General features: G+C 59.0%; 25 protein-coding genes and 1 pseudogene. 17 read left to right on the top strand and 9 right to left on the bottom strand.

What is annotated here, in order from left to right:
* The first annotated feature begins 115 nt into the window (after nucleotides 1-115).
* The 6 genes from nifK (at nucleotide 116) to K7R21_RS05885 (ending at nucleotide 6,622) form a co-directional block, all read left to right on the top strand.
* Nucleotides 116-1,585: a nitrogenase molybdenum-iron protein subunit beta gene (gene nifK / locus K7R21_RS05910; RefSeq protein ID WP_224982353.1), complete on the top strand. Its 1,470-nt coding sequence runs from the start codon at nucleotides 116-118 to the stop codon at nucleotides 1,583-1,585.
* Between the two features lie 154 nt (nucleotides 1,586-1,739).
* Nucleotides 1,740-4,496 (top strand): bifunctional nitrogenase iron-molybdenum cofactor biosynthesis protein NifEN, encoded by a 2,757-nt coding sequence (locus K7R21_RS05905; protein WP_224982352.1) that lies wholly within the window; start codon nucleotides 1,740-1,742, stop codon nucleotides 4,494-4,496.
* 92 nt (nucleotides 4,497-4,588) lie between these two features.
* Nucleotides 4,589-4,978 (top strand): nitrogen fixation protein NifX, encoded by a 390-nt coding sequence (gene nifX / locus K7R21_RS05900; protein WP_224982351.1) that lies wholly within the window; start codon nucleotides 4,589-4,591, stop codon nucleotides 4,976-4,978.
* Nucleotides 4,979-5,075: 97 nt separating this feature from the next.
* On the top strand, nucleotides 5,076-5,339 hold the full coding sequence (gene fdxB / locus K7R21_RS05895; protein ID WP_224982350.1) for a ferredoxin III, nif-specific: 264 nt from the start codon (nucleotides 5,076-5,078) through the stop codon (nucleotides 5,337-5,339).
* Between the two features lie 88 nt (nucleotides 5,340-5,427).
* On the top strand, nucleotides 5,428-5,757 hold the full coding sequence (locus K7R21_RS05890; RefSeq protein WP_224982349.1) for a NifB/NifX family molybdenum-iron cluster-binding protein: 330 nt from the start codon (nucleotides 5,428-5,430) through the stop codon (nucleotides 5,755-5,757).
* A 73-nt stretch (nucleotides 5,758-5,830) separates the two neighbouring features.
* A complete protein-coding gene (locus tag K7R21_RS05885; RefSeq protein ID WP_224982348.1) occupies nucleotides 5,831-6,622 on the top strand; it encodes an NAD(+)--dinitrogen-reductase ADP-D-ribosyltransferase in 792 nt (263 codons plus the stop codon).
* A 57-nt stretch (nucleotides 6,623-6,679) separates the two neighbouring features.
* Here the strand turns inward: K7R21_RS05885 and draG are convergent, their stop codons facing one another.
* Entirely contained in the window at nucleotides 6,680-7,666 is a 987-nt protein-coding gene (gene draG, locus K7R21_RS05880) for an ADP-ribosyl-[dinitrogen reductase] hydrolase (protein WP_224982347.1), read from the bottom strand.
* Nucleotides 7,667-8,156: 490 nt separating this feature from the next.
* Between draG and K7R21_RS05875 the strand changes: the two genes are divergently transcribed.
* The 5 genes from K7R21_RS05875 to K7R21_RS05855 all read left to right on the top strand — a co-directional run bounded on the left by K7R21_RS05875 (nucleotide 8,157) and on the right by K7R21_RS05855 (nucleotide 14,214).
* A complete protein-coding gene (locus K7R21_RS05875) occupies nucleotides 8,157-9,014 on the top strand; it encodes a radical SAM protein (protein WP_224982346.1) in 858 nt (285 codons plus the stop codon).
* Between the two features lies 1 nt (nucleotide 9,015).
* Nucleotides 9,016-9,819: a GNAT family N-acetyltransferase gene (locus tag K7R21_RS05870; RefSeq protein WP_224982345.1), complete on the top strand. Its 804-nt coding sequence runs from the start codon at nucleotides 9,016-9,018 to the stop codon at nucleotides 9,817-9,819.
* A 75-nt stretch (nucleotides 9,820-9,894) separates the two neighbouring features.
* The gene (locus K7R21_RS05865) at nucleotides 9,895-10,707 is read left to right on the top strand and encodes an electron transfer flavoprotein subunit beta/FixA family protein (protein ID WP_224982344.1); all 813 of its coding nucleotides are present in this window, start codon (nucleotides 9,895-9,897) and stop codon (nucleotides 10,705-10,707) included.
* 40 nt (nucleotides 10,708-10,747) lie between these two features.
* Nucleotides 10,748-12,061, top strand: a complete 1,314-nt coding sequence (locus tag K7R21_RS05860) for an FAD-binding protein (RefSeq protein ID WP_224982343.1) — start codon at nucleotides 10,748-10,750, stop codon at nucleotides 12,059-12,061.
* Nucleotides 12,062-12,210: 149 nt separating this feature from the next.
* A complete protein-coding gene (locus K7R21_RS05855) occupies nucleotides 12,211-14,214 on the top strand; it encodes a (Fe-S)-binding protein (RefSeq protein ID WP_224982342.1) in 2,004 nt (667 codons plus the stop codon).
* Here the strand turns inward: K7R21_RS05855 and K7R21_RS05850 are convergent.
* Complete coding sequence (locus tag K7R21_RS05850; protein ID WP_224982341.1) at nucleotides 14,147-14,983, bottom strand: hypothetical protein; 837 nt, start codon at nucleotides 14,981-14,983, stop codon at nucleotides 14,147-14,149. The genes K7R21_RS05855 and K7R21_RS05850 overlap by 68 nt on opposite strands.
* 302 nt (nucleotides 14,984-15,285) lie before the next feature.
* Here K7R21_RS05850 and K7R21_RS05845 point away from each other — a divergent pair, with 302 nt between their 5' ends.
* Both K7R21_RS05845 and K7R21_RS05840 read left to right on the top strand, forming a co-directional pair.
* A complete protein-coding gene (locus K7R21_RS05845) occupies nucleotides 15,286-15,480 on the top strand; it encodes a hypothetical protein (RefSeq protein ID WP_224982340.1) in 195 nt (64 codons plus the stop codon).
* 89 nt (nucleotides 15,481-15,569) lie between these two features.
* The gene (locus K7R21_RS05840; RefSeq protein ID WP_224982339.1) at nucleotides 15,570-16,337 is read left to right on the top strand and encodes a DNA/RNA non-specific endonuclease; all 768 of its coding nucleotides are present in this window, start codon (nucleotides 15,570-15,572) and stop codon (nucleotides 16,335-16,337) included.
* Between the two features lie 6 nt (nucleotides 16,338-16,343).
* Here K7R21_RS05840 and K7R21_RS05835 read toward each other — a convergent pair whose 3' ends face one another.
* The 4 genes and pseudogenes from K7R21_RS05835 to K7R21_RS05820 form a co-directional block, all read right to left on the bottom strand.
* Nucleotides 16,344-17,876 carry a S10 family peptidase gene (locus K7R21_RS05835; protein WP_224982338.1) on the bottom strand — a complete coding sequence of 511 codons (1,533 nt, stop codon included), beginning with the start codon at nucleotides 17,874-17,876 and terminating at the stop codon, nucleotides 16,344-16,346.
* A 115-nt stretch (nucleotides 17,877-17,991) separates the two neighbouring features.
* Nucleotides 17,992-19,413 (bottom strand): annotated as a pseudogene (locus K7R21_RS05830) (DUF3443 family protein).
* Between the two features lie 19 nt (nucleotides 19,414-19,432).
* Complete coding sequence (locus K7R21_RS05825; protein WP_224982337.1) at nucleotides 19,433-19,903, bottom strand: DUF2844 domain-containing protein; 471 nt, start codon at nucleotides 19,901-19,903, stop codon at nucleotides 19,433-19,435.
* Nucleotides 19,904-20,109: 206 nt separating this feature from the next.
* Nucleotides 20,110-20,754 carry an OmpH family outer membrane protein gene (locus tag K7R21_RS05820; RefSeq protein WP_224982336.1) on the bottom strand — a complete coding sequence of 215 codons (645 nt, stop codon included), beginning with the start codon at nucleotides 20,752-20,754 and terminating at the stop codon, nucleotides 20,110-20,112.
* Nucleotides 20,755-20,957: 203 nt separating this feature from the next.
* On the opposite strand from K7R21_RS05820, the gene K7R21_RS05815 reads away from it, so the two are divergent.
* The 4 genes from K7R21_RS05815 to K7R21_RS05800 are packed head-to-tail and all read left to right on the top strand — an operon-like array spanning nucleotide 20,958 to nucleotide 22,816.
* On the top strand, nucleotides 20,958-21,248 hold the full coding sequence (locus K7R21_RS05815) for a hypothetical protein (RefSeq protein ID WP_224982335.1): 291 nt from the start codon (nucleotides 20,958-20,960) through the stop codon (nucleotides 21,246-21,248).
* A gap of 32 nt (nucleotides 21,249-21,280) precedes the next feature.
* Nucleotides 21,281-21,547, top strand: a complete 267-nt coding sequence (locus K7R21_RS05810) for a hypothetical protein (protein WP_224982334.1) — start codon at nucleotides 21,281-21,283, stop codon at nucleotides 21,545-21,547.
* Nucleotides 21,548-21,555: 8 nt separating this feature from the next.
* Nucleotides 21,556-22,422: a hypothetical protein gene (locus K7R21_RS05805; protein WP_224982333.1), complete on the top strand. Its 867-nt coding sequence runs from the start codon at nucleotides 21,556-21,558 to the stop codon at nucleotides 22,420-22,422.
* A 1-nt stretch (nucleotide 22,423) separates the two neighbouring features.
* The gene (locus K7R21_RS05800) at nucleotides 22,424-22,816 is read left to right on the top strand and encodes a type II toxin-antitoxin system YhaV family toxin (protein WP_224982332.1); all 393 of its coding nucleotides are present in this window, start codon (nucleotides 22,424-22,426) and stop codon (nucleotides 22,814-22,816) included.
* On the opposite strand, the gene K7R21_RS05795 is transcribed toward K7R21_RS05800, so the two are convergent.
* Genes K7R21_RS05795 through K7R21_RS05785 form a run of 3 tightly spaced genes read right to left on the bottom strand, consistent with a single transcriptional unit; the run spans nucleotide 22,794 to nucleotide 26,118 of the window.
* Nucleotides 22,794-23,492: a 4'-phosphopantetheinyl transferase family protein gene (locus tag K7R21_RS05795; RefSeq protein ID WP_224982331.1), complete on the bottom strand. Its 699-nt coding sequence runs from the start codon at nucleotides 23,490-23,492 to the stop codon at nucleotides 22,794-22,796. The genes K7R21_RS05800 and K7R21_RS05795 overlap by 23 nt on opposite strands.
* Complete coding sequence (locus K7R21_RS05790) at nucleotides 23,489-24,481, bottom strand: NAD-dependent epimerase/dehydratase family protein (RefSeq protein WP_224982330.1); 993 nt, start codon at nucleotides 24,479-24,481, stop codon at nucleotides 23,489-23,491. Before K7R21_RS05790 ends, K7R21_RS05795 begins: the two co-directional genes overlap by 4 nt.
* Nucleotides 24,469-26,118 carry a fatty acid CoA ligase family protein gene (locus K7R21_RS05785; RefSeq protein WP_224982329.1) on the bottom strand — a complete coding sequence of 550 codons (1,650 nt, stop codon included), beginning with the start codon at nucleotides 26,116-26,118 and terminating at the stop codon, nucleotides 24,469-24,471. Before K7R21_RS05785 ends, K7R21_RS05790 begins: the two co-directional genes overlap by 13 nt.

The raw sequence follows: 26,118 nt of genomic DNA, 5'->3' as shown, positions 1-26,118 counted from the left end.
CGCTGGACTCCCCCTCTCCCGACCTCCACACACCAGTGTGAGTAGAGTTCCGGCAGAGGTAGATAACCATAGATGGCGGTGTGACGGATGAGTCTCCCGCCAAAGGAGATATGCAATGGCAAACAATCTTGGACTTAAAGTCAAGCCAGTCACCGAGACCCCTGTAGCCGAGGTGGAAAGGGTGGCGGCCTGGATCAATACGGAGGAGTACAAGGAGAAGAACTTCGCGCGGCAGGCCCTGGTGATCAACCCGGCCCACGCCTGCCAGCCGCTGGGTGCGGAACTGGCGGCACACGGCTTTGAGGGGAGCCTTCCCTTCGTGCACGGCTCCCAGGGGTGCGCGTCCTATTATCGCTCCACACTGAACCGTCACTTCCGCGAGCCGGCTCCGGCGGTCTCCGACGCAATGACCGAGGACGGCGCGGTGTTCGGCGGGCAGAACAACCTGCACGAGGGTCTTGAGAACGCCTACAAGCTTTACAAGCCGAAAATGATCTCAGTCTTCACGTCGTGCATGCCGGAGATCATCGGCGACGACCTAACCGCATTCATCAAGAACGCCCGCATGAAAGGGTTCGTCCCCGAGGGGCTCCCGATCCCGTACGCCAATACGCCGAGCTTCAACGGCTCGCATATCCACGGTTACGATGCCATGCTGCTCGCCATCCTGCAGACACTGACCGCTGGCAAAAAGGTGGAAGGGCGCTGTACTGGGAAGCTGAACCTGCTCCCCGGATTTGACGCCAACACCGGCAACATCAGGGAATACAAGAGGATCCTTGAAGCCTTTGGCATCCCCTACACCGTTCTGGCCGACATCTCCGAGGTCTTTGACTCTCCCAACGACGGCACTTACCGTCCCTACCCAGGCGGAACCAAGCTCGAGGATGCCGCCGACTCAATCAACGGCAAGGTAACGTTGGCCCTGGGGACCTACTCCACAGCCAAGACCTACGCCTGGATCAAGGACAACTACTCCGGCAAGCTCGCCAGCATCCCCATGCCATTTGGTATCGCCAAGACCGACGCCTTCCTGATGAAGCTCTCCGAGCTCACCGGCAAGCCGATCCCGGCATCGCTGAAAGAAGAGCGCGGGCGCGCCGTCGACCTCATGACCGACGCGCACCAGTACATCCACGGCAAGAAATTCGCGGTGTACGGTGACCCTGACTACCTGCTCGGCCTGGTCTCCTTCCTGCTCGAAGTGGGCGCCAAACCGACCCACGTACTCTGCTCCAAGGGGACCAAAAAGCTGGAGAAGGAGCTGCAGGCGCTGCTTGACTCCTCGCCGTTTGGCAAGGAAGGCAAGGTCTACGTGAACAAGGACCTGTGGCACCTGCGCAGCTTGGTGATGACCGAGCCGGTGGACGCCATCATCGGCGACACCCACGGTAAGTTTGCCGCGCGCGACGCCAAGGTCCCGCTGTTCCGCTTCGGCTTCCCGATCTTTGACCGGGTCAACCTGCACCGCGAGCCCCTGATCGGCTACCAGGGCGTCATGAACATGATGTCCACCATCTGCAACAAGTTCATCGACGTCATCGATGAAACCTGCGAGGAACGGCAGTTCGAGATGATGAGGTAAAACCAAAACCGTTAGCCACGGAGACACGGAGAAAAAACTGAGAGAGGCAACAGCTTCAGGTCCTAAATATTCTTTCGGTTTTCTCAGAAGTTCTCAGATTTTCTCAGTGGCTAACGGTTTCCCCTTCAGCCCCACAACAAGAAAGGAGGCTCCAATGGCGAAGCCGGATTGGTACGACACGACAGACTGCGACACGCACGACGCTGGGGCTCCCAAGTTCTGCAAGAAATCCGAACCGGGCGAGGGGACGGAACGAAGCTGCGCTTACGACGGCGCGCGCGTGGTCCTCATGCCCATCACCGACGTCATCCACCTGGTGCACGGCCCCATCGCCTGCGCCGGGAACTCCTGGGACAACCGCGGGGCACGCTCCTCGGACTCCCAGATCTACCGCCGCGGCTTCACCACGGAGATGCTGCAAAACGACGTGATCTTTGGCGGTGAGAAGAAGCTGTACCGTGCCATCCAGGAACTGGCCGCGCGCTACCCGGAGGCAAAGGCTATCTTCGTCTACGCCACCTGCGTGACCTCCATGACCGGCGACGATATCGAGGCGGTCTGCAAGGCCGCCGCGGAGAAAGTGAGCGTCCCGGTTATCCCGGTCAACACACCGGGCTTTATCGGCGACAAGAACATCGGTAACCGCTTAGCGGGCGAGACCCTTTTCAAATACGTCATCGGTACGGCCGAACCCGAGTACACCACCGACTACGACATCAACCTCATCGGCGAATACAACATCGCGGGTGACCTGTGGGGCATGCTACCGCTTTTCGATCGACTGGGGATCCGCGTGCTCTCCTGCATCAGCGGTGATGCCAAGTTCGAAGACCTGCGGTACGCGCACCGTGCCAAGCTCAACGTCATCGTCTGCTCCAAGAGCCTTACCAACCTCGCCAAGAAGATGCAGAAAAATTACGGGATCCCGTACCTCGAGGAATCCTTCTACGGGATGACAGACGTCGCCAAAGCTCTGCGGGACATCGCGCGCGAGTTGGACGGCAGGGTGAACGACCTGGAGAAGCGGGTGATGCAGGACCGGGTCGAGCAACTTATCGACGAATGCGAGACAGCCTGCCGCGCCGAACTTGCTCCCTACCGGGCACGCCTGGAAGGGAAGAGGGCGGTGCTCTTCACCGGCGGGGTAAAGACCTGGTCCATGGTAAATGCCCTTGCCGAGTTGGGCGTGGATATCCTCGCTGCAGGAACCCAGAACTCCACCCTCGAGGACTTCTACCGGATGAAGGCGCTGATGCACGAGGATGCCTCCATCATCGCCGACACCAGTACGGCAGGTCTGCTTTCGGTCATGTACGACAAGCTCCCGGACCTGATCGTGGCGGGTGGCAAAACCAAGTACCTGGCACTGAAAACCAAGACCCCGTTTCTTGATATCAACCATGGTCGCTCACATCCCTACGCCGGGTACGCCGGTATGGTCACTTTCGCGAAGCAGTTGGACTTGACGGTGAATAACCCGATCTGGCCGGCTCTCAACGGGAAAGCCCCTTGGGAGAAGGACGCCGCTGCGCTGGAAACAGATCTTGCGGCAACCGCGGGGCACGCGACAGCTTTGGCAGCCATCGAGAAGAAGGGATCGCGGGTCAAGGTGCCGACGAAAAACGCAACAGTGAACCCGCAAAAGAATTCACCGGCGCTGGGCGCGACGCTGGCCTATCTCGGCATAGACGGGCTGCTGGGGCTGTTACACGGTGCCCAGGGATGTTCCACCTTCATCAGGCTGCAACTTTCCCGGCACTTCAAGGAGTCCATCGCCCTAAACTCGACCAGTATGAGCGAGGACGCCGCCATCTTCGGCGGCTGGGAGAACCTGAAGATCGGTTTGAACCGCGTCATGGAGAAATTCAAGCCGGCCGTGGTCGGTGTCATGACCACCGGGCTGACAGAAACCATGGGCGACGATGTGAGAAGCGCCATCGTGCAGTTCAGAGAAGCGCATCCCGAGCACGACGACATTCCCGTGATCCACGCGTCGACCCCGGATTACTGCGGGTCGATGCAAGAGGGGTATGCCGCTGCTGTCGAAGCGATCGTCACAACCGTGCCCGAAGGTGGCATCTCTGTACCTGGACAGGTAAATATCCTGCCGGGGTGCCAGCTAACTCCTGCCGAAGTCGAGGAAATAGCGGAGATATGCCGGTCTTTCGGGCTCGATCCAGTGGTTGTTCCGGACATCTCCAATGCCTTGGACGGCCACATCGATGCTACTGTTTCTGCCCTTTCCACGGGAGGGGCAAGCATCGAGCAAATCAAGTCAGCCGGCAGGAGCGTAGCCACCCTGTACTTCGGTGATTCGCTGGCTGACGCCGCCACAATTCTCAAGGACAGGTTCGGTATTCCGAGCTACGGGTTCACCTCGATAACGGGTCTCGTCGAGTCTGATCTCTTGATGACCTCGCTCGCAGCGATTTCCGGCAACCAGGTCCCGGATAAGTTCCGGCGCTGGAGAAGCCGCCTCATGGATGCGATGGTGGACTGCCACTACCAGTTCGGTCGCAAGAAGATCGCGCTCGCGCTCGAGGCGGACCACCTGAAGGGAATGACCACGTTCCTCGACAGCCTCGGCTGCGACATACAGGTCGCCATCGCGGCCACCAGGACCCGTGGATTGGACCAGTTGCCGGTAGAGAACCTTTTTGTTGGGGATCTTGAGGATCTGGAGCAGACAGCAGCGGGAGCCGACCTGCTGGTGGCCAATTCCAACGGACGGCAAGCCGCGAAGAAGCTTGGGATTGGCGCCCATCTGCGGACGGGGATGCCGGTCTTCGACCGGCTCGGGGCGCATCACAAGATGTGGGTGGGCTACCAGGGAACCCTGAACCTGGTTTTTGAACTGGCCAACATCTTCCAGGCCAACGCCAAGGAAGCGCAGAAACTGGCGCACAACTGAGTGACAGATTAAGACTAAGATTAAGACTAAGGGGAGCTGCTTCTACTTTCTCTTAATCTCGATCTTAATCTGCATTTATGAAGGAGATTGCTATGAAGATCGCTTTTACGACAAGGACCGGTGAGACCATCGACATGCACTTCGGCCAGGCTGAATCCTTCCACATTTGGGAGGTCGGCCCGGATGAAGCACATTTCGTCCAGACTGTCACCGTAAGCGAGCACGGCAGCGATGAAGAAGATCGCATCGCCGCCCGCGCCAACCTGCTATCCGATTGCGCCATCGTTTATACCATGCAGATCGGTGGCCCGGCGGCGGCGAAACTAGTGGCCAAACGTATCCACCCTATGAAGACCAACGTCGAGGTGGGGCTCAAGGAATCGATCGAGAAAATGCAAGAGGTGTTAAGGGGAAACCCGCCCCCCTGGCTGCGTAAGGCGATGAATAAGGACCAGGCGGCATCGTTCCTCGACGAGGACTAATTCAATACCCTCTCCCGGAGGGCGAGGGTAAACATGATCAATAGTTTAGGCAACGCTTTAAACATAAACCGTAATCAACCAGAAAAGGAGAATAACCATGGCGTACATCACCGGTTTGACCAAGAGCAAGAAAGAGTGGACACCCGAATTCATCGTATCGATCGACGACGAGACCTGCATCGGCTGTGGCCGCTGTTACAAGGTGTGTGCACACGACGTACTAACCTTTGAAGAGTTGGACGAGGACGATTCGGCAAAGATGTTCATGAAAGTCGAGAATCCCGGCAACTGCATTGGCTGCGGTGCCTGCGGCCGGACCTGCTCCAAGAAGTGCTTCACCTTCGCCCCGGTAGAGGCGTAGTAAAACAGATAAAGGTTAAGATTAAGATTAAGGTTGAGCTAACCCCTCCCTCCTTAGTCTTAGTCTTAATCTGCCCCTAGGAGGATTTATGCTTTTCGCTGTTGCATCCAAAGATGGCAAGGAGATCAATCAGCACTTTGGGCATATCGAGCGCTTCCTTATCTACCAGGTGGAAGACGATTCGATCACGTTTCTCGAGGAGCGGCCCGTCGAAAAATACTGCCGCTTCGACCCCGAGCATCCGTTGCGCGCCCACACACTCAAAGACACCGCCGATGCGCTAAAGGGCTGCCGGGCAGTGGTCTGCTCCATGATAGGTGAGGCCCCGAAGGAAGAACTCGAACGCCTGGGCGTAGAGCCCTACGTCGTCGAAGGAGACATAGAACCGATCCTTAAGGATCTCGCCAAGGTGCTGTAGATGCTGCTCGTATAGAATAGGTTACCACCTCAATCTTAGTCTTAATCTCAATCTGTCTTTTAGTGGTGATTCAATGGAGAATTCATTCAACCACTGCAACCTCCCGCCCTGGGTCATTGCTTCCCGCCATTTCAACGACAATCCGCAGCCTTTGGAAATCCAGGGAGTGCGTGCCGTCAACCGCTTTCTGTTCGACAAACTGGACAGCATCGCGTCGCATGAAGAGCGCGCCTTGGTCTTCAACGACTACATGTCGGTGAAGTTCCAGTTGCACCAGTGGCAGCAGGAGACAGCAACCGCCCGCAAGAGCCTCAAAAATAGCTACCTTCGCTTTCTACGGGGATGGATGATGGACTCCAACTCGGTGGAGGGGGCGGTGCTGAAGGGGTGGGTGGAGAGCCGAATGGGACTTGCGCCAACCTTCCATAACGTGCGCATATCCGGAATTCACGACGAGAATTACCTGCAGTACGCAGTAGACCGCACCAAGGGAAGCGCGCGCACTTCCGCAATCAACTCACAACTCGACCTCCTTTACGAATACTCCCAGTACGAGCTTGCCAAGAGACACCCAGCCAGCAAGCACCTTATCCTGTACCGCGGTACCTTCGACCGGTCTGAATATGATACCCTGGAGACCATATCAAAGCGGGAAGAGATCGTCCGCCTTAACAACCTCAATTCCTTCACCACCGACGAGGAGCGCGCCTGGGAATTTGGTTTTGTCGTGTGGCAGGTGCAGGTCCCGCTGGCGAAGGTATTCTTCTACAGCGAACTGTTACCCACCTCGATCCTTAAGGGCGAAGGAGAATGCCTGGTAATCGGCGGAGAATACCGCGTCAGGCGACTCATGTGCACGGTCTAGCTCCCTGAAATCGGCAGACATCTCGTCTGTTTCGGTAAATGAGTCATCGACAGCGATTCACGACTCATCATTCGCGATAGATGAGTCATCAATCGCAATGCACCAGTCATCGAGCGGAATCGCCGGCTTTCTGTGGTCTCCGCCTTCTCGCAACAGAGGTGACAAGCGAACTAGCTGTTCGGCCAGAGCTGAGATCTCGCCTATCATTTCCCTGCCAAGCCTCTTCCTCCACCGCGCAGGAACTCCCTCTTCTCCATAATAAGCACCTGCAAGGGCACCGGCTATGGCACCGGTCGTGTCCGCGTCGCCGCCCTGGTTGACGGTCTCGATGACGCATCCTTCGAACGAGCGCGACCGGAAGAAACAGTGGAAGACCGTTTGCATGGTGTCGACCACGTAGCCGGTAGCCAACCCTTTGTAAGGATCAAAAGTGAAGGAAGGGTGCGTGGAGATGAGTTGGTCCGCCTCCCGGCGCAGTTGCAGCATGGAGCGCCCGGTAAGTGCCAGGTGCAGCAACCGTCCAAGGTATATGGAGGCAGCATCGGAGTAGGGATGGTTGTGGGTTAGATGGGCCTGCTCGAGGGTCAGACGCTCAAGCAAGAGATCGCTGCCGACGGTGCAAAGGGCCACAGGGAGCGTACGCATGGCCGCGCCGTTGCCGCCGTCCCATTCGTTGGGCTGGGTCTCCAGCATCCCGCGCAGCATGTAATTCCTGATGCCGCGCCGGCAGGTATCACCGACGTCGATTGGTTTGGATTTTAGCCAGCCCGCGAGGTGCTCAGCCGCCGCCTGCAAGTTCCACTCTCCAGCTTTGACGGTTGCCCGGGCCAGGCAAAGAGACATTTCGGTGTCATCGGTAACTTGCCCGGGTTTCAACCGGAGCCAGCCACCACCTACCATTTCCTTCAGAACCCCGTACTTCTGTTGTATCTCACCGCGAGTCATGAACTCAACCGGGGCTCCCAGCGCATCACCAACCGCAAGGCCAAGGAACGCACCGCGCGCCCGGCTGATAACTTCGCTATGTGCGGAGGAAGCGGTCATAAGCGTAATGCTGCAATATCCACTCCGTAGTCACAGAAATACTCGAAGGCCTTGCAGAGCCTCGTGATTCGCCTATTTTCCTGCTGCGGGCGAAGTGCGAGAGGGTGGGGGTTGCTGCCGCGACCTTAGGCAATGCCCAAAAATTAGACGAGCGCGGGTAGTTCGAGGTAGAGAGATCCTGAAAAGTAAAAGGGGGATCGGCAACGCACCTGGCGTTGCCGCTGCTGTGCACAGGACGGATACAACAGATGAGCTAAACTCCCTATTTATAAACGTTACGCTTCGGATCGTCACACCTGCCAGTACCAGCCCGCCCCCTCCCCACAACATCGTAAACAGCTCTGTACCTTGTCTGTGGCACGCTAAATGCTGATAGGAGGCAAAGGTACAATGATGTATCTGACAATGACGGCAACGATGCCCGGCGGATAGAACTCCGACCGGGCATTTCCTTTTTCAGGCCAGGCCTGAACGGGTCAAGGAGGATACCATGGCAACCTCGTGCGAAAAGATGAAGAAGATCCAGGGGCATCCCTGCTTCGGTGGCAATCACCACAAAAACGGCAGGATGCATCTTGCCGTGGCACCGAAGTGCAACATCAAGTGCGGCTACTGCACCAGGCGCCACGATTGCGCCAACGAATCACGGCCCGGCGTTACCAGCCGCCTGCTCTCGCCCGAGGAGGCGATCGTCAGGGTGCGGGAGGTGATGGTGAGCCCCGTCACCGGCCCCATTATCAAGGTCATCGGCATTGCCGGCCCAGGTGATCCTCTTTTCAACGACGAGACCTTCGAGACCTTCCATCTGGTTGACCGTGAGTTTCCGGAACTGATCAAGTGCATGAGCACCAACGGCCTCCTGCTGCCGGACAAGATGCCGATCCTCAAGGCGCTGGGGCTGCACAGCCTCACGGTCACCTTGAACACGTTGGACCCGGTCATCGGTGGCAAGATCTACTCGTACGTGCACTACCATGGCACGACGTACAGCGGCAGCGAAGCAGGCGAGATCCTGGTGCGCAACCAGCTCGAGGGGATCCGCCAGGCAGCGGAGCTGGGCATGACCATCAAGATCAACACGGTGCTGATCCCCGGAGTCAACGATGCACAGATTCCGCTTATCTCTAAGCAGGTGAAGGAGCTAGGCGCTTTCGTGATGAACATAATGCCGCTCATCCCGCAGGCGGACTTCGCCCACATCGCGCCGCCTTCCACGGAGCGACTGGATGCCTTGCGTCGCGACAACGAGAAGACGATAGGGCAGTTCAAGCATTGCAAGCAGTGCCGCGCTGACGCGGTTGGCTTGATCGGTGAGAACTTGCAGCTGGCCGTGGCAACGAAAGACTGACATGGCCAGCTGGTTCCTCCGCTCAGATATTGAGCCGTTCCTCCGGTTGGCCAAGGCTGAAGGGTGGGTGTGCGGGAAATGGGAACTGGAATTCCTGCTGCAGACCTTCCCACAAGGCTGCCTGGTAAAGCGCGACGGCAATGAGACCGTGGGCTACATCACCTCGCTACGCCATGACAAAAGCGGCTGGGTCGGCAACCTGCTTGTCGCGCCACAGGCGCGTAGAGGTGGCATCGGCACCGAGTTGATGCAAGGTGCCTTGCATGCGCTGCTCGATGGCGGTGTCAAGACTGTCTGGCTGACGGCTTCGGAAAAAGGAGTGGAATTGTACAAGAAGCTCGGCTTCATCGCTATCGACAACATCAACCGTTGGGTAGGGGAGGGGGGTGGCAGGTCTGGCTGGCGTACTTCTCCAAGGTGGGACCCGGAAATGTTACGTCACGTGGACAGCGCCGGGTGGGGCGACAGCAGAGACTCCCTTTTGACCATCACCAGCGGCCGCGGGCACGTCATCTGCGGCAATTACTCGTTCGTCTGCATTCAACATTGGCCACAGGGGACGCAACTCGGACCGTGGGGGGCTCTCTTGGAAGGACAGGCTGCACCGCTTCTCGGTCTTGCCTTGGCTGCAGCTGGCAAATCGGTGTTCCTCGATGTTCCTGCTGGCAACGTGACAGCAGCAGCTTTACTCACCCGCAATGGATTTTCGATAAGGGGGGGTAACACCCTCATGTACCTTGGCGCCAAGCCAAAATATGTGCCGCAGAAGGTATTTGCACTGGCAAGCATGGGCAGCATGGGATGACGCAACCGTCAGCAGGTAAAACAGTAAAGCGATACGCCGGTAAGTAGCTTCTGGTTGTCCCTACAAGGAGGGCGCATGTTAGTCGTCGCCTGCATAAAGCAGGTTCCGGACACCACCCAGGTGCAAATAGATCCCGTCACAAATACTCTCATCAGGGATGGCATACCGTTCATCATAAATCCCTATGACAGCCACGCACTGGAGGAAAGCCTGCGCCTTAAGGACAGTCATGGCTTCACGGCGGTTGCCCTCTCCATGGGCCCACCTAATGCGGAGGCGACGTTGAGGAAGGCGCTGGCCTTGGGGGTGGACCGCAGCATCCTCCTTTCCGATCGTGTTTTCGGCGGTGCCGACACGCTGTCCACCAGTAATGTGCTTGCAGCAGCTATCCAAAAACTTGGCGAGCAGGAGCAGGTAGGCATCGTTTTCTGCGGCAAGCAGACCATAGACGGCGACACCGCCCAGGTGGGACCAGGAATCGCTGTTCGCCTGGGGTTTTCCCAGTTAACGCTGGTAGACCGGATCGAAAAGATCGACATTGCGCAAAAGACCATCATAGTGCGCCGCAAGCTGGAGGGACGCTACGAGATTGTCGAGGCGCGGCTGCCGGCGATGATCACCGTGGTGCGCGAGTTGAACCGCCCTCGGTACCCGACGGTGCCCATGCGGCTATCCTCTGCCAAGGCACAGGTGGAATGCTGGAGCAATGAGCACTTGCAGTTGGATGTGAACAGCATCGGGTTGAAAGGGTCACCGACATGGGTGAGCCGGATATTCTCCCCGGAACGCAAGGAAGGCGAAATCATCGGCGACGGCATCACTGACCCGCTGGGTGCTGCGCGGCAATTGCTCGACCGGTTGATCGACGGCGACATGCTGGCAGTTTAGCCAATCAACTCTTCCCCCCCCCAAAAAAACAGGTGCCTTCGTGACTGAACCAGTGAAGCAAAAGAAACCCCGCGGCAAGGCGCGGATCATAGCAGGCAAATGCATCGCCTGCGGAGCGCGCTGCCAAAGCGTCTGCCCGGTTAACGGCGTGGAGATGAGCGAGCAGGGCGAACCGATCATCGAGGCGGAAAAATGCATTGGCTGCGATAAGTGCGTCAAAGCCTGTCCGGCTGGCGCTCTTGAGATGTTCTACACCCCTGAGAAACTAACCATCATTGCGAGTTTTGAGAAACACGGCTGCGAAGAGGTGGACGAGGAAGATCTCGAACGCCGCCGCAAGATAGCTGCATATAAAGGCGTCTGGGTATTCATTGAACAGAATGACGGCGATGCAGCCAAGGTTTCCTGGGAACTGACCGGTGCGGGCCGCGAACTTGCCGACCAGCTCGGGGTGCCTCTGTCGGCGGTGATCATCGGTAGTGGTGTTGAACACCTCGCCGACCTTGCGTTCAGCTACGGCGCCGACCAGGCGTACCTGGTCAACGACCCGGTATTCCGCCAGTATCGAACCGAGCCTTTCCTCGAAGCGATGTGCCAACTGATCAACCAGCACAAGCCGGAGGTGGTGCTGATGGGCGCGTCGGGCATGGGTCGCGACTTGGCCGGCGCCGTCGCGACCCGGGTCAAGACGGGCCTCACTGCGGACTGCACCGGTCTGGGTATTGACGCCAAGGGGAACCTCATGCAGACGCGACCCGCATTTGGCGGCAACATCATGGCCACCATCATGTGCGACCGGTTCCGTCCACAGATGGCGACGGTGCGCCCGCACGTGATGCCCATGCCGCAGCAGAAAAGTGGCAGGACCGGCACCGTCATCCACGAAAGCTGTCCCATTCCCGAAGCATCCATCTTCACGCGCGTGCTCGAGGTGATCACCGACAAGAGCGCCAAGGACAAGGTGGACGTCGCCGGTGCCGAGTTCATCGTCTCTGGTGGGCGCGGGCTACTGGCAAAGGAAAACTTTGCCATGCTGGAGGAGCTGGCCGAGGAGTTGGGAGCTGTAGTGGGCGGGTCGCGCAGCGCGGTTGACGCGGGGTGGCTGCCACAGGACCGGCAAGTCGGGCAGACCGGAAAGACGGTGCGTCCCAAGATCTACATCGCCTGCGGCATATCCGGCGCGATCCAGCATTTGGTGGGAATGCAGGACTCCGACGTCATCATTGCCATCAACCGCGACCCCGAGGCACCCATCTTCGAGGTAGCGACCTTCGGCATCGTCGGTGACCTGTTCCAGGTCGTACCGGCACTCACCGCGCAGGTGCGTGAGATGAAGGCCCGCGGAACTACCTAAAGAAAGACCTTCTCCGATCTTCAAACAAGTTACGCGCCACGACGTATACCGCCAACGAAGCGCTATTCGCGAACCAGAGTTTCCCCCTTTGCAAAGGGGGACTTCAAAGCCAGGGACTCTGTCCGCCTCGCCGCGTTAATGGAGCTTACATGGAACAGACATTTTTCATTGCCATACTGACCATCTCCCTTGCTGGATTTGCCTTCAGCTGCTACCGCAGGCTGTCACTGGTCAGCGTAGGCAGAGGCGAGTACCGCTTCGACCGCCCACTGGACCGGCTCAAGGAGATGCTCATCTACGCCGTCGGGCAGAAGAGGGTGGTAAGCCGTCCTTTTGGCCTGAACCACGGCATCATCTTCTGGGCCTTCCTCGTGCTGTCCCTGGCCAACCTGGAGTTCCTGGTCTCCGGGATCTTTCCGGCGGTTTCTTTCACGCTGCTCCCGGCCCCCTTGCACGACGCGCTGCTCTTTCTGTTCGACATCTGCTCCCTGGCAACTCTTATGGCGGTAGCAATCGCAGCATTGCGTCGCACGGTGAACCCGCCTTTCAATGGGGCCCGCTCCTTTGAGGCTTATTGTATCCTCGCTGTGATCGCGACCCTGATGTTGGCGTACTTCGGGTTGAACGGAGTGCGTATCGCGCAGGGGATGTTGCCGGCGACATCAGCCACACCACTGTCTAACCTTGTCGCTGCTTTCATCAAAACCATACTCCCAACAGCGAAACTGGAGACGGCGGGCAGCGTCTTCTGGTGGGCTCACGCCGTGGTGCTGCTGGGATTCATGAACTTCCTCCCCTACAGCAAGCATATGCACATACTTACCGCTACACCTAACGTCTTCTTGCGCAACATGGACAAGTGCAATACGCAGGAGCGCGAGACCTTCCTGGAAGGTAACAGCTTTGGGGTCGCCACGGTAGAGCGTCTTTCATGGAAAGACCTGCTCGATTCCTTTTCCTGCACCGAGTGTGGTCGCTGTCAGCAGTCTTGTCCCGCTGCCAGCACCGGAAAGCTGCTTAACCCGCGCGAAATGATCCATGCCATCAAGGAAAACCTGCTCGAAAATGGCGCGGTGATGAAAAAGCTTTCCGGGGACATCGAGGCGGAGGGCCATACCTCCCTGATCGGCAGCGGGAACAGGGGAAAGATGAAGGAAGCCGCCCTGTGGAGCTGCACCTCGTGCGGCGCCTGCATGGAAGTCTGCCCAGTATTCATCGAGCACCTCCCCAAGATCGTCAAGATGCGACGGCACTTGGTGCAGATGGACGCCCGGTTCCCGGACGAGCTCCTGAACCTCTTCGAGAACATGGAGCAACGCTCCAATCCCTGGGGCATGGCGCCGTCGGAACGGAGCAAGTGGAGTTCTCAGCTGGACCTGCGCCTTTTTGAGGTCGGGAGCACCGAATACCTGCTCTTCGTGGGCTGTTCCGGTGCCTTCGATGCGCGTAACAAACAGGTTTCAGTGGCGCTGACCCGCGTGCTGGACGCCGCGGGGGTCTCCTATGGGGTGCTGGGCAAGGAGGAAAAGTGCTGTGGAGATAGCGTGCGGCGCCTGGGGAATGAGTACCTCTTTGACAAGATGGCCAAGGAGACCGTGCAGCAGTTCCTGTCCAAAGGGGTCACCAAGGTGATTACCCAGTGTCCGCACTGCTTCACGACGCTGAAGAACGACTACCGACAGTACGGGCTGGAACTGGAGGTGACACACCACAGCGAACTGATCAATGATCTCATCAAGGCAGGCAAGCTTCAACCAGCCGCAAGCGCCAAGTTTGGGCGGGTAGTCTTTCACGATTCCTGCTACCTGGGCCGGCATAACGAGGTCTATGAGGCCCCGCGCGATGTTTTGAGGGCGGCTACCGGCCGGGAGGTTCTGGAGATGGGGCGCACCAGGGAAAACGCATTCTGCTGCGGGGCCGGAGGAGGGCGCATGTGGCTCGAGGAGCACGAAGGGACACCAATCAACTGTAACCGGGTACAGGAGGCGCTGGCGCAACAACCTGAGACGGTCTGCGTCAGCTGCCCCTTCTGCATGACCATGTTTGAGGACGGCATAAAGGAGGTACCCGGGAGTACCACCCAGGTCAGGGACATTGCGGAAGTGGTAGCGCTCTCCCTCCAACCGGCCTTTCTTCCTCTATCCACTTCATAAGCGAATAGGCGTGTTCCTCGTTCATGTGCAGCGTCGAATAGAGGTATTCGGCCTCGGTTTCCGGGTGGACCAGCTTGCGGATGTCCGCGTATTGCGGCGAGTTGAGCACCCTGACAATGCAGGGGTGCAGGGTTGCGGCAGGGATGCCGTAAACATGGCTGGTGAAAAGGCTCACCCTGGTCGGCCTCGGATAGATGCGTGATTCTTCCCGTACCGTGTCCACGATGGTGCTGCAGGCATCGGTAACGGCTGAGCGGACCAGCAGCCCGGCGTATTTCTCGGTGATGTGGGCGTCACAATAGAGATACAGTTCACCGCTGAAGGCGGAGACAGTCTTGATGTCCCGGTATTGGACCTGGGTCTGCATCTCGTTGAGCAGGGAGCAGATCTTGACCGGCTTGATCTCGGGGAGCAGTGCGAACATGCTGTTGAGCGGGGTGAGGGCGGTCAGCACCCTGGAATCTCTGCGAATCTTTTCCGCCATGGCGTGCTTCACTTCTTCGAGTTTGCCCTTAGCGGCGGCGTCTTCACTGCTCATGTAGTCCTGGGAATAGAGAAACAACTGGCCGGACGGGATCACCAAAGTCCGTATGTCACTGGCCAGCGCACCTGTTGAGATTGCTTCCAGCACTCCATGTTGCAGTTCGCCTGGCAGCCCTTGGGCCAGTACAGTAAGGATGCGGGAGGATGTCAGTGCGCCATATCTCTTGGAATTGCGCCTGACATTGTGAATCAGCTTTGCCTTAACCTCTGCAATTTGCTCGATCATGCCGGTCCGATGGAAAGTCTCTGCTGCAGCTCGTAGGCTGTGTTCTGAGTGGAATCCCTCGTGCATTGTCAGTCGTACCTCGTCCAAGGCATTAGAACGTCTTCATCATGTCTATAATAAACGACAATTGCATCCTGTAAACAGCACGCTTACTTTTTTTTCACACATTGCGCAATTCTCCCCACCTGCAACTCATGCCACCGTATATGCAGTACATTAATGATTCACTCGCTTGACATTAATTTACACTAATATATATTTGTTCCCGCTGAAATCTGAAGATCCTGGCGAAGGAGGTCAGCGTGGAATATTCAGGGTTTATGCTGGTGCTGGGAGGGGTGCTTCCTTGCCTGGGACTTGGGCTATTCTGCTATCTCTTGAAACTTCTGCTGGAATTCAAGGACGACAGCACGGTACAGGATGAGCCGCAGTATGTGCGCGAACTGAACACCAAGTTGGACCTTAACAACGTTGAGACGGAGCGGGACCTGCTTTAAGTAATGAAGACCGTTGCACCGGGCCGCGTGCTCCTGCTAAACTGCCGCCAAATCAACCTTCCCCCAAGCGGGGACATTGCGGCGGTGCCATGCCTCGTAGCTACTTCCTCCAGTTCGTATTTCTTATCCTCATATCGTCGACCTCCGCCTTTGGCGGCGCTCTCGAAGAGTGTCAGGAATTCACCACCTATGGGGTCCCAGGGCAAGCCGGTGACCTGCTCTGCCGCAAGGGATTCCTGCTGAGCCACGATGCCCAAAAAAAGACCCCGGTTTGGGTCGTCGAGAGGCTGACCAGGGAGCGGCTGCAGGCAAAGTTGAAGCGCTCGGACAATTTCCGACCGGATCTCGACCTTCCCAAGGGACAGCGCGCCGAGCTTTCCGACTACCGTGGATCCGGTTATGACCGGGGACACATGGCCCCGGCCGCTGACATGGCGTGGAACGAACAGGCAATGTCGGAGAGTTTCTACCTTTCCAACATGGTGCCGCAGGCTGGCCAAGGGATGAACCGTGGCATCTGGTCGGAACTGGAAGGGAAGGTGCGCAGGTGGGTGGAGCAGCGCGGGGAACTTTTCATCTACAGCGGACCGATCTACGCGAAAGGCTCGCTGAAGACCATCGGCAACAACCATGTAGCGGTGCCGTCGGCCCTGTACAAGGTCATCCTCGACCCGGTACGACACGAGGCGCTGGCGCTTATCATGCCCAACCAGGCGCTTGAGAGCGAGGACATGCCGAAGTACCTGGTGCCGGTCCGCGAGGTGGAAAGGCAGACAGGGCTTGATTTCTTTGCCACTCTCCCCAAAGATGAGCAGGACCGGATCGAGATGCCGGCGGCAACTGCGCTGTGGCAGTAAGTTAAACTAATGCTTCAGGCTTTGCCCTATAAACGCAGCAGCATCTTCCTTTAACTGGGTCAGCGAGTCAGCCTCCAAGTACATCATGTGCCCGGAACGGTACCGTTTCGAGGAGATGTTGCTCCGCAACTGCGGTCCCAGCCCCAGGTGCGCCAAAGTGTGATCCGAAGCGAAATGCGGAGTGGCCAGGTCGAAGAGGCCCGAGGCAACCATCACCTTCAGGTACGGATTCTTGACCATCGCGTCACGCAGGTTCTCGCTGGTGTCAGCATAACTGTTCTTGGCCTCCCAGTCCCAGCGGCCGATACCGCCTCCGAGCACGAAATATTCCTGGTCGGATTGGTAACCGAGTTCCTCTCTCAGGTAGGCGTTGACGGTGCTGGTGAAAGGTGGACGAATGTTGGTCACCGTCGCATCGAAGCCGAGATGTTTGCCCGGTTCCGGATTTTCCGCGTTGAACCTGCTGTCCATCAAACCGACTATGCGCCCTTCGCGGCGCAACAACTCCCTTGCGAAATCACGGTTATCCACCCTGAGGTTTCGGTTTTCGATCAGTTCGGCGCTGAGCCCGGTGAACGCAGCCATTTTTGCAGCTATGTTCTTGCGCTGCTCTGCAGTCAGTCGATCGCCCTGGTTGAGTGCCCAGAGGTATTCCGTTGCCGCCCATTGTTCCGCCTGTGCCAAGGTCCGGTCGAGATTCGCCTGCAAGTCGGGTGCGAGTTTTTTATGGTACCAGGCCGTCGCAGTGTAACTGGGCAGGAAAAGCTGGAAGGGGAGGTCGTTACCGATATCGAAGGTTATGGTCTGCATGTTGAGAACGCTGGAGATCAAGACCAGGCCGTTCAGTGCCACGCCGTGTTCCACCAGGTGCTCAGCGAGGCCGGCGCAGCGGAAGGTGCCGTAACTCTCGCCGACCAGGAAGACAGGGGCGTCCCAGCGCCCGTTGCGGGTAAGGTAGAGCCTGACGAAACGCCCTAGCGAATCGATGTCGGGTTGAACGGCGGCGAATTTCTTAGCGAGGTCAGGCTTCGCGGCGCGGCTGAAGCCGGTACCGACAGGATCGACGAAGACGAGATCTGCCATGTCGAGCCAACTGGAGGCATTATCGACCAGGTGGAAGGGGGGCGGCGGCATGCTCCCGTCAGGCATCATCTGTACACGCCTTGGGCCCAGCGCACCCAGGTGCAGCCAGACCGAGGCAGCGCCGGGGCCGCCGTTGAATACGAAGAGCAGGGGGCGGGGCTTCGCCGCGGCAGGTTGCGGCACGGCATAGGAGACGTAAAAGATGTCTGCTTCGGTCTCTCCCGCATCGTTTTGCACCGGCAGCGTTCCGGCGCAGGCCTGGTACGACAGTTCCTTGCCGCCGATGCGCGCCTTGTGGCTGGTTACCATGGCTCCGCTGCTTGGCGCCAGCTTGTTCTGCGTTTCCTGATGTTCGACGTTTTGCTGCTTACTCTCGTGGGCCGCGGCAGCGGCATAAGACGGCACGTGTGCCGAGGCAAAGAGCAAAGTTGCAACTAGCAGTAGTGATCTGAACAAGTATCTCCCTCCCGTTGATGCTGATTCCAATCAACACAGTCGATACTATGTCACAAAAAAAAGCACCCTGCCATTCAGCAAGGTGCTTTTTTATGCCGAAATCCTGCTAGTGGGCTCAATAGGCGACGTAGGGACCAGTCCCGAGGGGGGAAGTTGCGGTTTCGATGCCGAAGGCGACGCTGCGCCCCATGAAGAACGTGAGCCCCCAGTCGAACCCGAAGCCGGACTGTCCTCCGACATCGCTGAAAACGCTGTTGGAACTGTTGACCAGGGTGTTGAAGTTGGAGATCTGGAAGCTCACCGTGGAGGAAGGCGACCCACCGGAGCCCACGTTGGTCGCCAGCAATGTCCTGGTCACCGGAGGGCAGTACCACTCCGCATTGGGTGAGGCGCATGCCGGAAGGATGCTGGGGTCGGCGTTGGGGAAGAACAGGCCGTTGGACCCGGTGTCTGCAAAACCGTTGGCAGAGATGCCGTTGAAGACGGTGGTGAAGTCACCGTCGGCATCAGTCTTTAGTACCACCGGATTCGACAGTGTGTTGTTGGTGCTGGTGCCGATCCCCAGGATCACGGATCCTGCGATCGACGGCACCCCGCCGACGGGTACCGGGGGCAGGCTGACGATGAGACCGTTGTTGTCCACTGGGAGCGCCGCAACCGGGTTCTGCACCTGGTCGGTAAGCGGGACAGTGGTATCAACGCAGGTGCTGCCGCTGCAGCTGAAATACACGCCGTTGGCCAAGGTGAAGGTGCAGGCAGGTCCGCAATCCTCCTTGGACACGCCCACACCCAGGATCCCGGCGAAGCCGGAAGAGACGGGAGTAGGATCGGCGTTGGCGCAGGAAGTGGGGAGCGAGCCGAAGGTAGAATTTATGACCTGGATAGGCACCGAGACGTACGGTTCGTTGCCCAGTTTGACCTTGGCGGTACGGATGGGTCCCCATAACGAACTTCCGTCGGCAAACTGGACGCAACCGGTAAGTGAGCCGGCGCCGCTGGCTACTGGCGGCAGGGTCAGGTTGGGGATCGCCTACTGGAACACGCGCAAACCATAGCTGCCGGTATCGAGCAGGATGTCGTTCACGGTCTGGCAGACGGAGAGATCGGGGTTGCAGACGGTGACGCTGACGCAGGCCTTGTTGAGATAGCTTCCCGGCGAGCAGAGCGCCCCATCAACGGTGACGGGCATGACATTGGCGGCGGTGATCGATTCCGACGTGGTGGTGAGGGCGGTGCTGGCAGTCAGAGTGCCTAGGGTAGCCGTTACCGTCGTCGTACCTACTGACACAACGGTAACCGTCCCCTTGGTCCCGGCTGTGTTGCTTATCGTCGCGATCCCGGCAGTGGAGGAGTTCCAGGTAACCTGGTCGGTGATGTCCCGCGTACTGTTGTCGGAATAGGTGCCAGTGGCGGTAAACCGCTCGGTGGTACCGACGGAGAGCGTGGTGTTGGCAGGGGTCACCGTTATCGAGGTGAGTGCAGGTCCCTTGCTCCCTCCGCCGCCGCACCCCACCAACCCAACGAGCACTGCCACCATGGTAAGGACTGCCGATAGCTTAACGTATCTCATCGACGCTCACTCCTTCGGGCAGGAGTTCGGGAAGATAGGCCCGCCCTTGCAGGTTCCGCATGTGGCCCCAGGTTTCCACCACCAACTTATCCGTCGTCACCTTCGCGCCGCGGCGCCCGTGTTGACGAACGGCGCGGGAAAGAGCCTTGCGGTAGTCCTGGTGGTAATTCCCCAGCAGCACATGCAGGTCAGGATGTACAAGGCCGTTCCATGCTACCGCGAAGACAACGCCGGAAGGCGCGACGTATTCACGCACTGTGGTGGCCGTGGTTCCCGATGCGATGGATTGGACCCGATACTTGGCTCGGGCGGTCGACTTCTGGAGTACGCCGGAAAATTTCCGTGTGTCTCTGGCGATGGTGTCTGCCGGTTCCCCCAGAGTCGCTTCCGCAACCCCGTACCGGCAGGCGATGACCAGCGCCAGACTGAGCGAAATATGCCAAAGTCGTAGCATCATCGTTGTCCCCTGTGCCGCTTGGAATTTGGTCCTTCCCAGAAACAAGGAGACAGTCTACCAACATTTGTAAATTTGTCTTAAAATGTGTTAATTTTTTTGACGTCGATTAAGCGGGGAGGAAGGCGGGAAAAAGTTTCGCCGCCATGGGGAATCCCGAGGCGGCGAAATGGTAAAGAGGCAGGGTGGCAGGGCCTGAAGAGTAATAGCTACTTCTTGCCTTTCTTGGAGAGTTCGGCGGCAACCTCTTCGCTGATGTCCTTGGGCTTCACTTTTTCGTCGGCAAAGAGTACACCTTTTTCCTCGACCACCAACAGGTACCCGTGGGCCTTGGCGTAGTCGCTGGCCGCCTTCTTGATCACCCCGCCAACCTCGTTGGTCAGCTTCTCCTGCAGTTTCGACACCTCGATTTCACTCGCCCGCGCCTGTTTCTGGTACTCCTCGACCTTCTTTTGGAATTCGGCTGCCTTTGCGGCGCGCTCCTTCTGGGTCATAGTGGGCAGCTTGGCCTCGATGGCGGCCTTCTGTTTTTCGAGCTGCTTGGTCTTGGCGTCCAGCTTGCTGCGCAGATGCTCGGACTTTTTCTTAAGAGATTCGCCTGCCGCCTTGCCTTCCGGGGATTCTACCGCGACCTTGGCCATGTCGATGTAGGCGATTTTCACCACCGACGCGTCAGCGTCTTTGGCAGGAGCGACCGGAGCGACCGCAACAGGCACCGCTGCCGCAACAGGTGCAGCTACCGCAACAGGTGCCGTTGCAGGAACTGCGGCGGGCGCAGTTTCAGCGGCAAAACCATTGGCAGCAATGAGGGAGGTAAGGGCGGAGCCGATAAGCAGTGTCACGAACCTGATCATATGATTATCCTTTGTGTAAATAATGGTGACTGCAACGGGGAGAGCATAAAGCCTTTGTTGCGCTTTGGCAATTAAAAGAAATCCGCGATAACGCACTGCAGTGGCACCACGGGGATGGAAAGTACCGGCTAATCGAGCCCATAAAGGCTGTTGACTCGTATACGCCTCACTGCTACCATGCCAACACTCAAGAGGAGCGTCCGATGACCGATATACTACACAAACTGCAGGCAGCCACGACCGATAACCAGGCCACTGCTGAGCTTTTGCGCGAAGCTGTGCAAGAGATTTGCGAGCTGCGAAAACAAAGGGACGCGCTGGAAGAAATCATGATCGTTTTGTCGCGTACCACGCTGCCTTGGGACGAGGAGGGCAACCCCACCGAAGCCCTGCCGCACTTCAAGGAGCGGTACCTGAACGCGGTGCACGAAGCCGCCGGGCTGCTTGGGCTCGAGGTGCGCAGCACCATCACCAGGACCGAACCGAGAACCTGACCCCACCCTTAACACCGAACTGTGGAGCGTACATGCCTAGCAACATGATGGAATGGGGATTCGTCGTCGTATTTTTCCTCCTGCCGGGAACCATCGGCGCCTATGTCGCCTACACCAAGGGACGCAACCCGCTGCTGTGGTTGGTGATCAACGGCCTCTTCGCTCCTACGGTGATGATCACTCTCTTTCAGCGCCCGCTGCGCCCGGTAATGGGCCACTACCGGCAATGTCCCAAATGCAGCGAATTCAGCAAATGGCGCGAGACCTCGTGCAGGTTCTGCGGCACCGCTCTTAGCTGAGCCACACGATGTTCTTCCGTAAGCAACCTGATTTCGGCCAACTCCTACGTGAACTGGGGAGTTTCACCCGGCGCGACGTTACCCAGGGGCTGAAGCTGGCCAAATACAAGAAAACAGCGCACACGCTCCTTAAAAAGGACCCTGCCTCTGCGCACGTGCTGCTTGGGCTGGTCGCCTGCCTTGAACACGATATTGCCACGATGCACGCCCAGTACCTCCAAGGCATCGAGCACTCCGACTCCTACCTCTCCCTGATGTACTACGCCTCCGCCCTGGAAAAATCCTGCCTTTGGAACGATGCTGCCAAGTACGCCCTGCTCGCACTGGACCGCGCGCCCCAGGAGCCGAAACTGCTCAATGCCGCCATCGGCATTGCGCCGTTGACAGGGAGGTTTTCGCTACTGAAGAAATTGCTGTCGCAGTGGCAGGAGGATCACGAGGGGGTGCGTCACCCGCGCCAGGGCGATTACGAGGCGGTGACCGAAGCGCTGACTCGGCACGGGCTGGCGGAGCAGGACCTGAAGACGGTACTCGCCGCCATTGGGACGGCCTTCAGTGAAACCGACGCCATGCTGCAGCACTACAGCTATGAGTTGGTGCGTGGCAAGGACTCATCCTTTATCCATTACCGTTTCGTACTCCCGGACAACCTGGTGGCGACCTACTATGAGGACCGTGTCTCGGAGCGGCTCGCCACCATGCCCTGCCATCCCCGCATCTTCGACGCGTTCTCCTTTTCGGTCGAGAACGGCACATTGTATGAACTTTACGACAGCATGGAGCGGGAACTTGCTTCCAGTGCGGACACCATCAAGGTCCCCGATCCCGACAAGATGAAGCTGATCGAGGAACTGATCAGCGGCGTGGAGGTCTAGCTTGGTCAGCAACGAGTCGCGTATCCGCTTCCATGCCGCGTTCGAACAAGTGCTGGACGAACTAATCGTCGTGGTGGCCAAGGAGAAGGAGAGGAATCCGCAGACGTACAAGGAATCGCCCCAGGCAAAGCTGTTGGCGCGCGTGTACCGGGCCATCAAGGACGAGATACCGGCTGACCCGCAGCACGCCGCCTACTACCAGGGGGAGGCCGAAGGGCATGCGTACCGGCAATGGCGCCGGGCCAAACCGACCAAGGAACACCGGCTCTTTTTCAAGTGGGACAAGGAGACCAATGCCATCATCTACGCCTGGCTGAACAGCGAGGTGAGCCTGGTGAAGTATAGAAGTCACATGGAGGCATACCGGGCGTTTAGGGGGAAGGGTAAGGGGTGAAAACCGCCAGCGCGGCGCAATACCCGGCTGGGACCGCCAGGTCCTGAATGCGCCAGCGATTGGCCTCGGTGGGGACGGAGGCATGGCCAAGGAAGATCGCCGGTTGGCCCGGCCGCAGCGACACGTCGAAGCCGGTGGAGGGTTGGGAGAAGCCGCTCCCGATGGCCTTCATGTAGGCTTCCTTCCTAGTCCAGCACCGATAGAACGCTTCCAGTTGCTGCCGCGGCTCCAACCCGAACAGCTCTTCACGCTCACGCACAGAAAAATAGCGCTCCGCCATGGGACGAAACGCCAGATCCTGCCGCACTTCTTCCAGGTCTACCCCTATCTCGACGCCGTAACACACCGCTACCAGCAGCTGCCCGCCAGCATGGGAAACATTGAAGCGCAAGCTTTCGTAGCCTTGGCAGCCCTTTAGATACGGCTTCCCGAACTCTCCCTCCGCAAACTGGAGGCGTCCCGGTTCCTCGCCGGTGAGGCCAGCCAGGATTTCCCGCAGCAGCCCCCGTCCAACCAGGAACTCTTCGCGCTTGATGCTATCAAGCAGCCTCGCACCGCGTTGTAGTTCGCTTTCGCTTAAAAATCCGACAAGGCGCTTCTTCTCGTGCTCCGGGCGCTGCAGCGGTTCGAGCCGGTAGTGAGCTCGCACCGCCTCCAATCCGGGGATCGGGTTCAAGCCCCGGCCTCGAACGAAGCGCGCAGCAGCCGCAGCCCTTCCTGTGTCGAGATCCGCGGTGAGTAGCCGAGATCCTTGCGGGCCGCAGAGATGTCGAACCAGTGGGAGGTGGCGAGCTCCTTGGCAACGAAACGGGTCATGGGAGGTTCGCCGGACAGCCGCAACGTTTTCCATGCCATTTCACAGGCGACCCCGGCGGCGTACGCCACCCCCGCAGGGATGGTGCGGGTGACCGGTGGGACACCGGCGGCAGCGAGGATGGCGTTAACCATGTCCCACAGGGCTATCGGCTCACCGTTGGAGATGAAGTAGGCCTTTCCGGCGAGCGGGGCATCGGCGCTGAGGCGGTCGGCCGCGTTCAGGTGCGCTTCGGCGGCATTCTCCACGTAGACCGTGTCCACCAGGCAGGATCGGGTGCCAATGCGTTTCAAAGCGCCGGCACGTCCCTTGGCGACGATGCGCGGCACCAGGTGGTTGTCATTGGGCCCCCAGATCAGGTGAGGCCGCAGAGACACGGTAGACAGGGTGCGCGAGTTGGCGGAGAGCACCGCCTTTTCGGCGAGCGCCTTGGTGTGCGGGTAGGGCGCCTCGAAGTGGGCGGGGTAGGGGAGCGACTCGTCGCTGCCCTCGACGTCGGAGCCGTCGAAAACAACGCTCGGTGAACTGGTGTAGACCAGGCGCCTGATGCCGAGGATGCGGCAGCCGGCGATCACGTTCTCGGTGCCGACGACGTTGGCCAAGTAATATTCCTGGAAGTCGCCCCAAATCCCGGCCTTGGCGGCCATGTGAAAGACAATGTCGCACCCTTGTGCCGCCTCGACCACGGCGTTCAGGTCGGAGAGGTCACCGCGACGCTGCTCGACACCAAGCGCGGCAAGTTCGGGATAGTCACCACGCGAGAAACTGACGACCTCGTCGCCGCGGGCGCGCAACTGCCTTACGATAGCGGAGCCGAGAAAGCCTCCTCCCCCGGTGACTAGCGCGCGCATTTCAGGCTCTCCGCGGCCCAGACCGCCAGCTTCTCCCGGAAGATCTTGGCGTTGTGCCGGATGTCCACCGGGAAGGCCGGATGGAACAGGATGGTCTCGATGGAGCGGGTGTGGATATGCTCCTCCGCCAGTGCTTTAAGCTCCTTGCGGATCTGTTCCTGGTCGACCTTGACGTTCTTCTCCAGTTCGATGCAGATCACCGGCGTGAGGGCACCCGGCTCGCCGACGCCCACGAGGGCGCTACGGAACACGGCGGGGTGGGTGTTGAAGACGGCCTCGCAGGGAATGGTATAGAGGGGACCTCCCTCGGTCTCGACGCGGTGCGACTTGCGCCCGCAGAACCAGACGCGTCCATCCTCGTCCCTGCCGCCCAGGTCGCCCATGCGGTGAAAGAAGGAGCCGGTGGCCGGATCGATGATCTTGGAGAGGTGGTCGGATTCAGGGCGGTTGTAGTAGCCGCGGGTCACCTGTTCACCCTGCACCACGATCTCGCCGATCTTACCGGTGGGAACGCGCAGCAGATCGTCCCAGCCATAGATGGGGTTGTCGGTGATCTGGATGATCTCCAGGCGGATCCCTTCCACGGGACGGCCGACGCAGACTCCGCCGCCGGCATCGGTGATTTTGCGGGTTTCCTGCAGGATTTCGGTGCTGCCGATGGAGCAGACTGGGAGCGCCTCGGTGGCGCCGTAGGGGGTGAAAACCTGGACGCCGGGATTGAGGAGGCTGGTGAAGCGTTCCAGGACTGAGGCCGGCACCGGCGCACCGGCCGAGATGGCGCGGCGCAGGGTCGGCAGTTTCACGCCGTGCTCCACGCCGTAGCGTCCCACCCGATTGATGAGCGCGGGGGAGCCGAACATGGTGGTCACGCCGTACTCGTTGATGGGCCCTACGATCTTGCGCGGATCGACCGAACCGGGACGGGTAAAGTCCATCTCCGGGATCACCGCGGTCATGCCCAGCGCGGGAGCGAACAGGGCGAACAGCGGGAAGGTCGGGAGATCGATCTCACCCGGTTCAATGCCGTAGACCTCTTTGAGCGCCTGCACCTGTGCGGAGAAGTTGCCGTGGCTGTAGATGGCCCCCTTGGGGATGCCGGTGCTGCCGCTGGTAAAGAGTATGGCAGCGACGTCATCCTTTTGGGTCGGGGCGAGGGTGAACGGGGTGTCGTCCTGCTGCTCCGCGATGATCCTGGCCAGCGTGGTCCCTTCCCAGAACAGGCGCGGGCCCACGGTAACGCAGGTGCGGATGCTCTCCTTGCCCCAGCCGAAGAGTTTCCGGGCGATATGCGCCTTGGGAATGCCGATGAAGGCGTGCGGCTCCGCCTCGGAGAAGCACTGTTTCAGGTTCTTGATCCCCAAGCCCGGGTCGATCAGCACCGGCACCGCGCCCACCTTAAAGAGAGCGAAGGTGAGGGCGAAGAATTCCGGACTCGGCGTCACCATGAGCACGGTGCGCACGCCGCTGCGGATGCCGTTGGCGATCAGCCCGCGCGCGATCTTGTCGCTCAGGCTGTTCAACTCGCCGAAGGTGAGGCTCCGCTTCCCCTTGGGGAAGATGATCGCCCTGGTGTCCGGCTGACGCCGGGCCATCTCCGGCAGGTGCGCGGCAATGTTGACGAATTCGGTCTCGGCCAT

The sequence above is a fragment of the Geomonas agri genome, from assembly GCF_020179605.1.
Lineage (GTDB): Bacteria > Desulfobacterota > Desulfuromonadia > Geobacterales > Geobacteraceae > Geomonas > Geomonas agri.
Note: the sequence above shows the minus strand (reverse complement) of the source record. Positions and strands in the feature narration are given on the sequence as shown.

What these genes read in the sequence shown, in the direction of transcription:
- K7R21_RS05785 (WP_224982329.1), bottom strand. Translation starts at nt 26,118, where the DNA reads ATGGCCGAGACCGAATTCGTCAACATTGCCGCGCACCTGCCGGAGATG.
- K7R21_RS05825 (WP_224982337.1), bottom strand. Translation starts at nt 19,903, where the DNA reads ATGATGCTACGACTTTGGCATATTTCGCTCAGTCTGGCGCTGGTCATC.
- K7R21_RS05855 (WP_224982342.1), top strand. Translation starts at nt 12,211, where the DNA reads ATGGAACAGACATTTTTCATTGCCATACTGACCATCTCCCTTGCTGGA.
- draG (WP_224982347.1), bottom strand. Translation starts at nt 7,666, where the DNA reads ATGACCGCTTCCTCCGCACATAGCGAAGTTATCAGCCGGGCGCGCGGT.
- K7R21_RS05870 (WP_224982345.1), top strand. Translation starts at nt 9,016, where the DNA reads ATGGCCAGCTGGTTCCTCCGCTCAGATATTGAGCCGTTCCTCCGGTTG.
- K7R21_RS05820 (WP_224982336.1), bottom strand. Translation starts at nt 20,754, where the DNA reads ATGATCAGGTTCGTGACACTGCTTATCGGCTCCGCCCTTACCTCCCTC.
- K7R21_RS05905 (WP_224982352.1), top strand. Translation starts at nt 1,740, where the DNA reads ATGGCGAAGCCGGATTGGTACGACACGACAGACTGCGACACGCACGAC.
- K7R21_RS05790 (WP_224982330.1), bottom strand. Translation starts at nt 24,481, where the DNA reads ATGCGCGCGCTAGTCACCGGGGGAGGAGGCTTTCTCGGCTCCGCTATC.
- K7R21_RS05815 (WP_224982335.1), top strand. Translation starts at nt 20,958, where the DNA reads ATGACCGATATACTACACAAACTGCAGGCAGCCACGACCGATAACCAG.
- K7R21_RS05885 (WP_224982348.1), top strand. Translation starts at nt 5,831, where the DNA reads ATGGAGAATTCATTCAACCACTGCAACCTCCCGCCCTGGGTCATTGCT.
- K7R21_RS05810 (WP_224982334.1), top strand. Translation starts at nt 21,281, where the DNA reads ATGCCTAGCAACATGATGGAATGGGGATTCGTCGTCGTATTTTTCCTC.
- K7R21_RS05890 (WP_224982349.1), top strand. Translation starts at nt 5,428, where the DNA reads ATGCTTTTCGCTGTTGCATCCAAAGATGGCAAGGAGATCAATCAGCAC.
- nifX (WP_224982351.1), top strand. Translation starts at nt 4,589, where the DNA reads ATGAAGATCGCTTTTACGACAAGGACCGGTGAGACCATCGACATGCAC.
- K7R21_RS05850 (WP_224982341.1), bottom strand. Translation starts at nt 14,983, where the DNA reads ATGATCGAGCAAATTGCAGAGGTTAAGGCAAAGCTGATTCACAATGTC.
- K7R21_RS05875 (WP_224982346.1), top strand. Translation starts at nt 8,157, where the DNA reads ATGGCAACCTCGTGCGAAAAGATGAAGAAGATCCAGGGGCATCCCTGC.
- nifK (WP_224982353.1), top strand. Translation starts at nt 116, where the DNA reads ATGGCAAACAATCTTGGACTTAAAGTCAAGCCAGTCACCGAGACCCCT.
- K7R21_RS05865 (WP_224982344.1), top strand. Translation starts at nt 9,895, where the DNA reads ATGTTAGTCGTCGCCTGCATAAAGCAGGTTCCGGACACCACCCAGGTG.
- K7R21_RS05805 (WP_224982333.1), top strand. Translation starts at nt 21,556, where the DNA reads ATGTTCTTCCGTAAGCAACCTGATTTCGGCCAACTCCTACGTGAACTG.
- fdxB (WP_224982350.1), top strand. Translation starts at nt 5,076, where the DNA reads ATGGCGTACATCACCGGTTTGACCAAGAGCAAGAAAGAGTGGACACCC.
- K7R21_RS05840 (WP_224982339.1), top strand. Translation starts at nt 15,570, where the DNA reads ATGCCTCGTAGCTACTTCCTCCAGTTCGTATTTCTTATCCTCATATCG.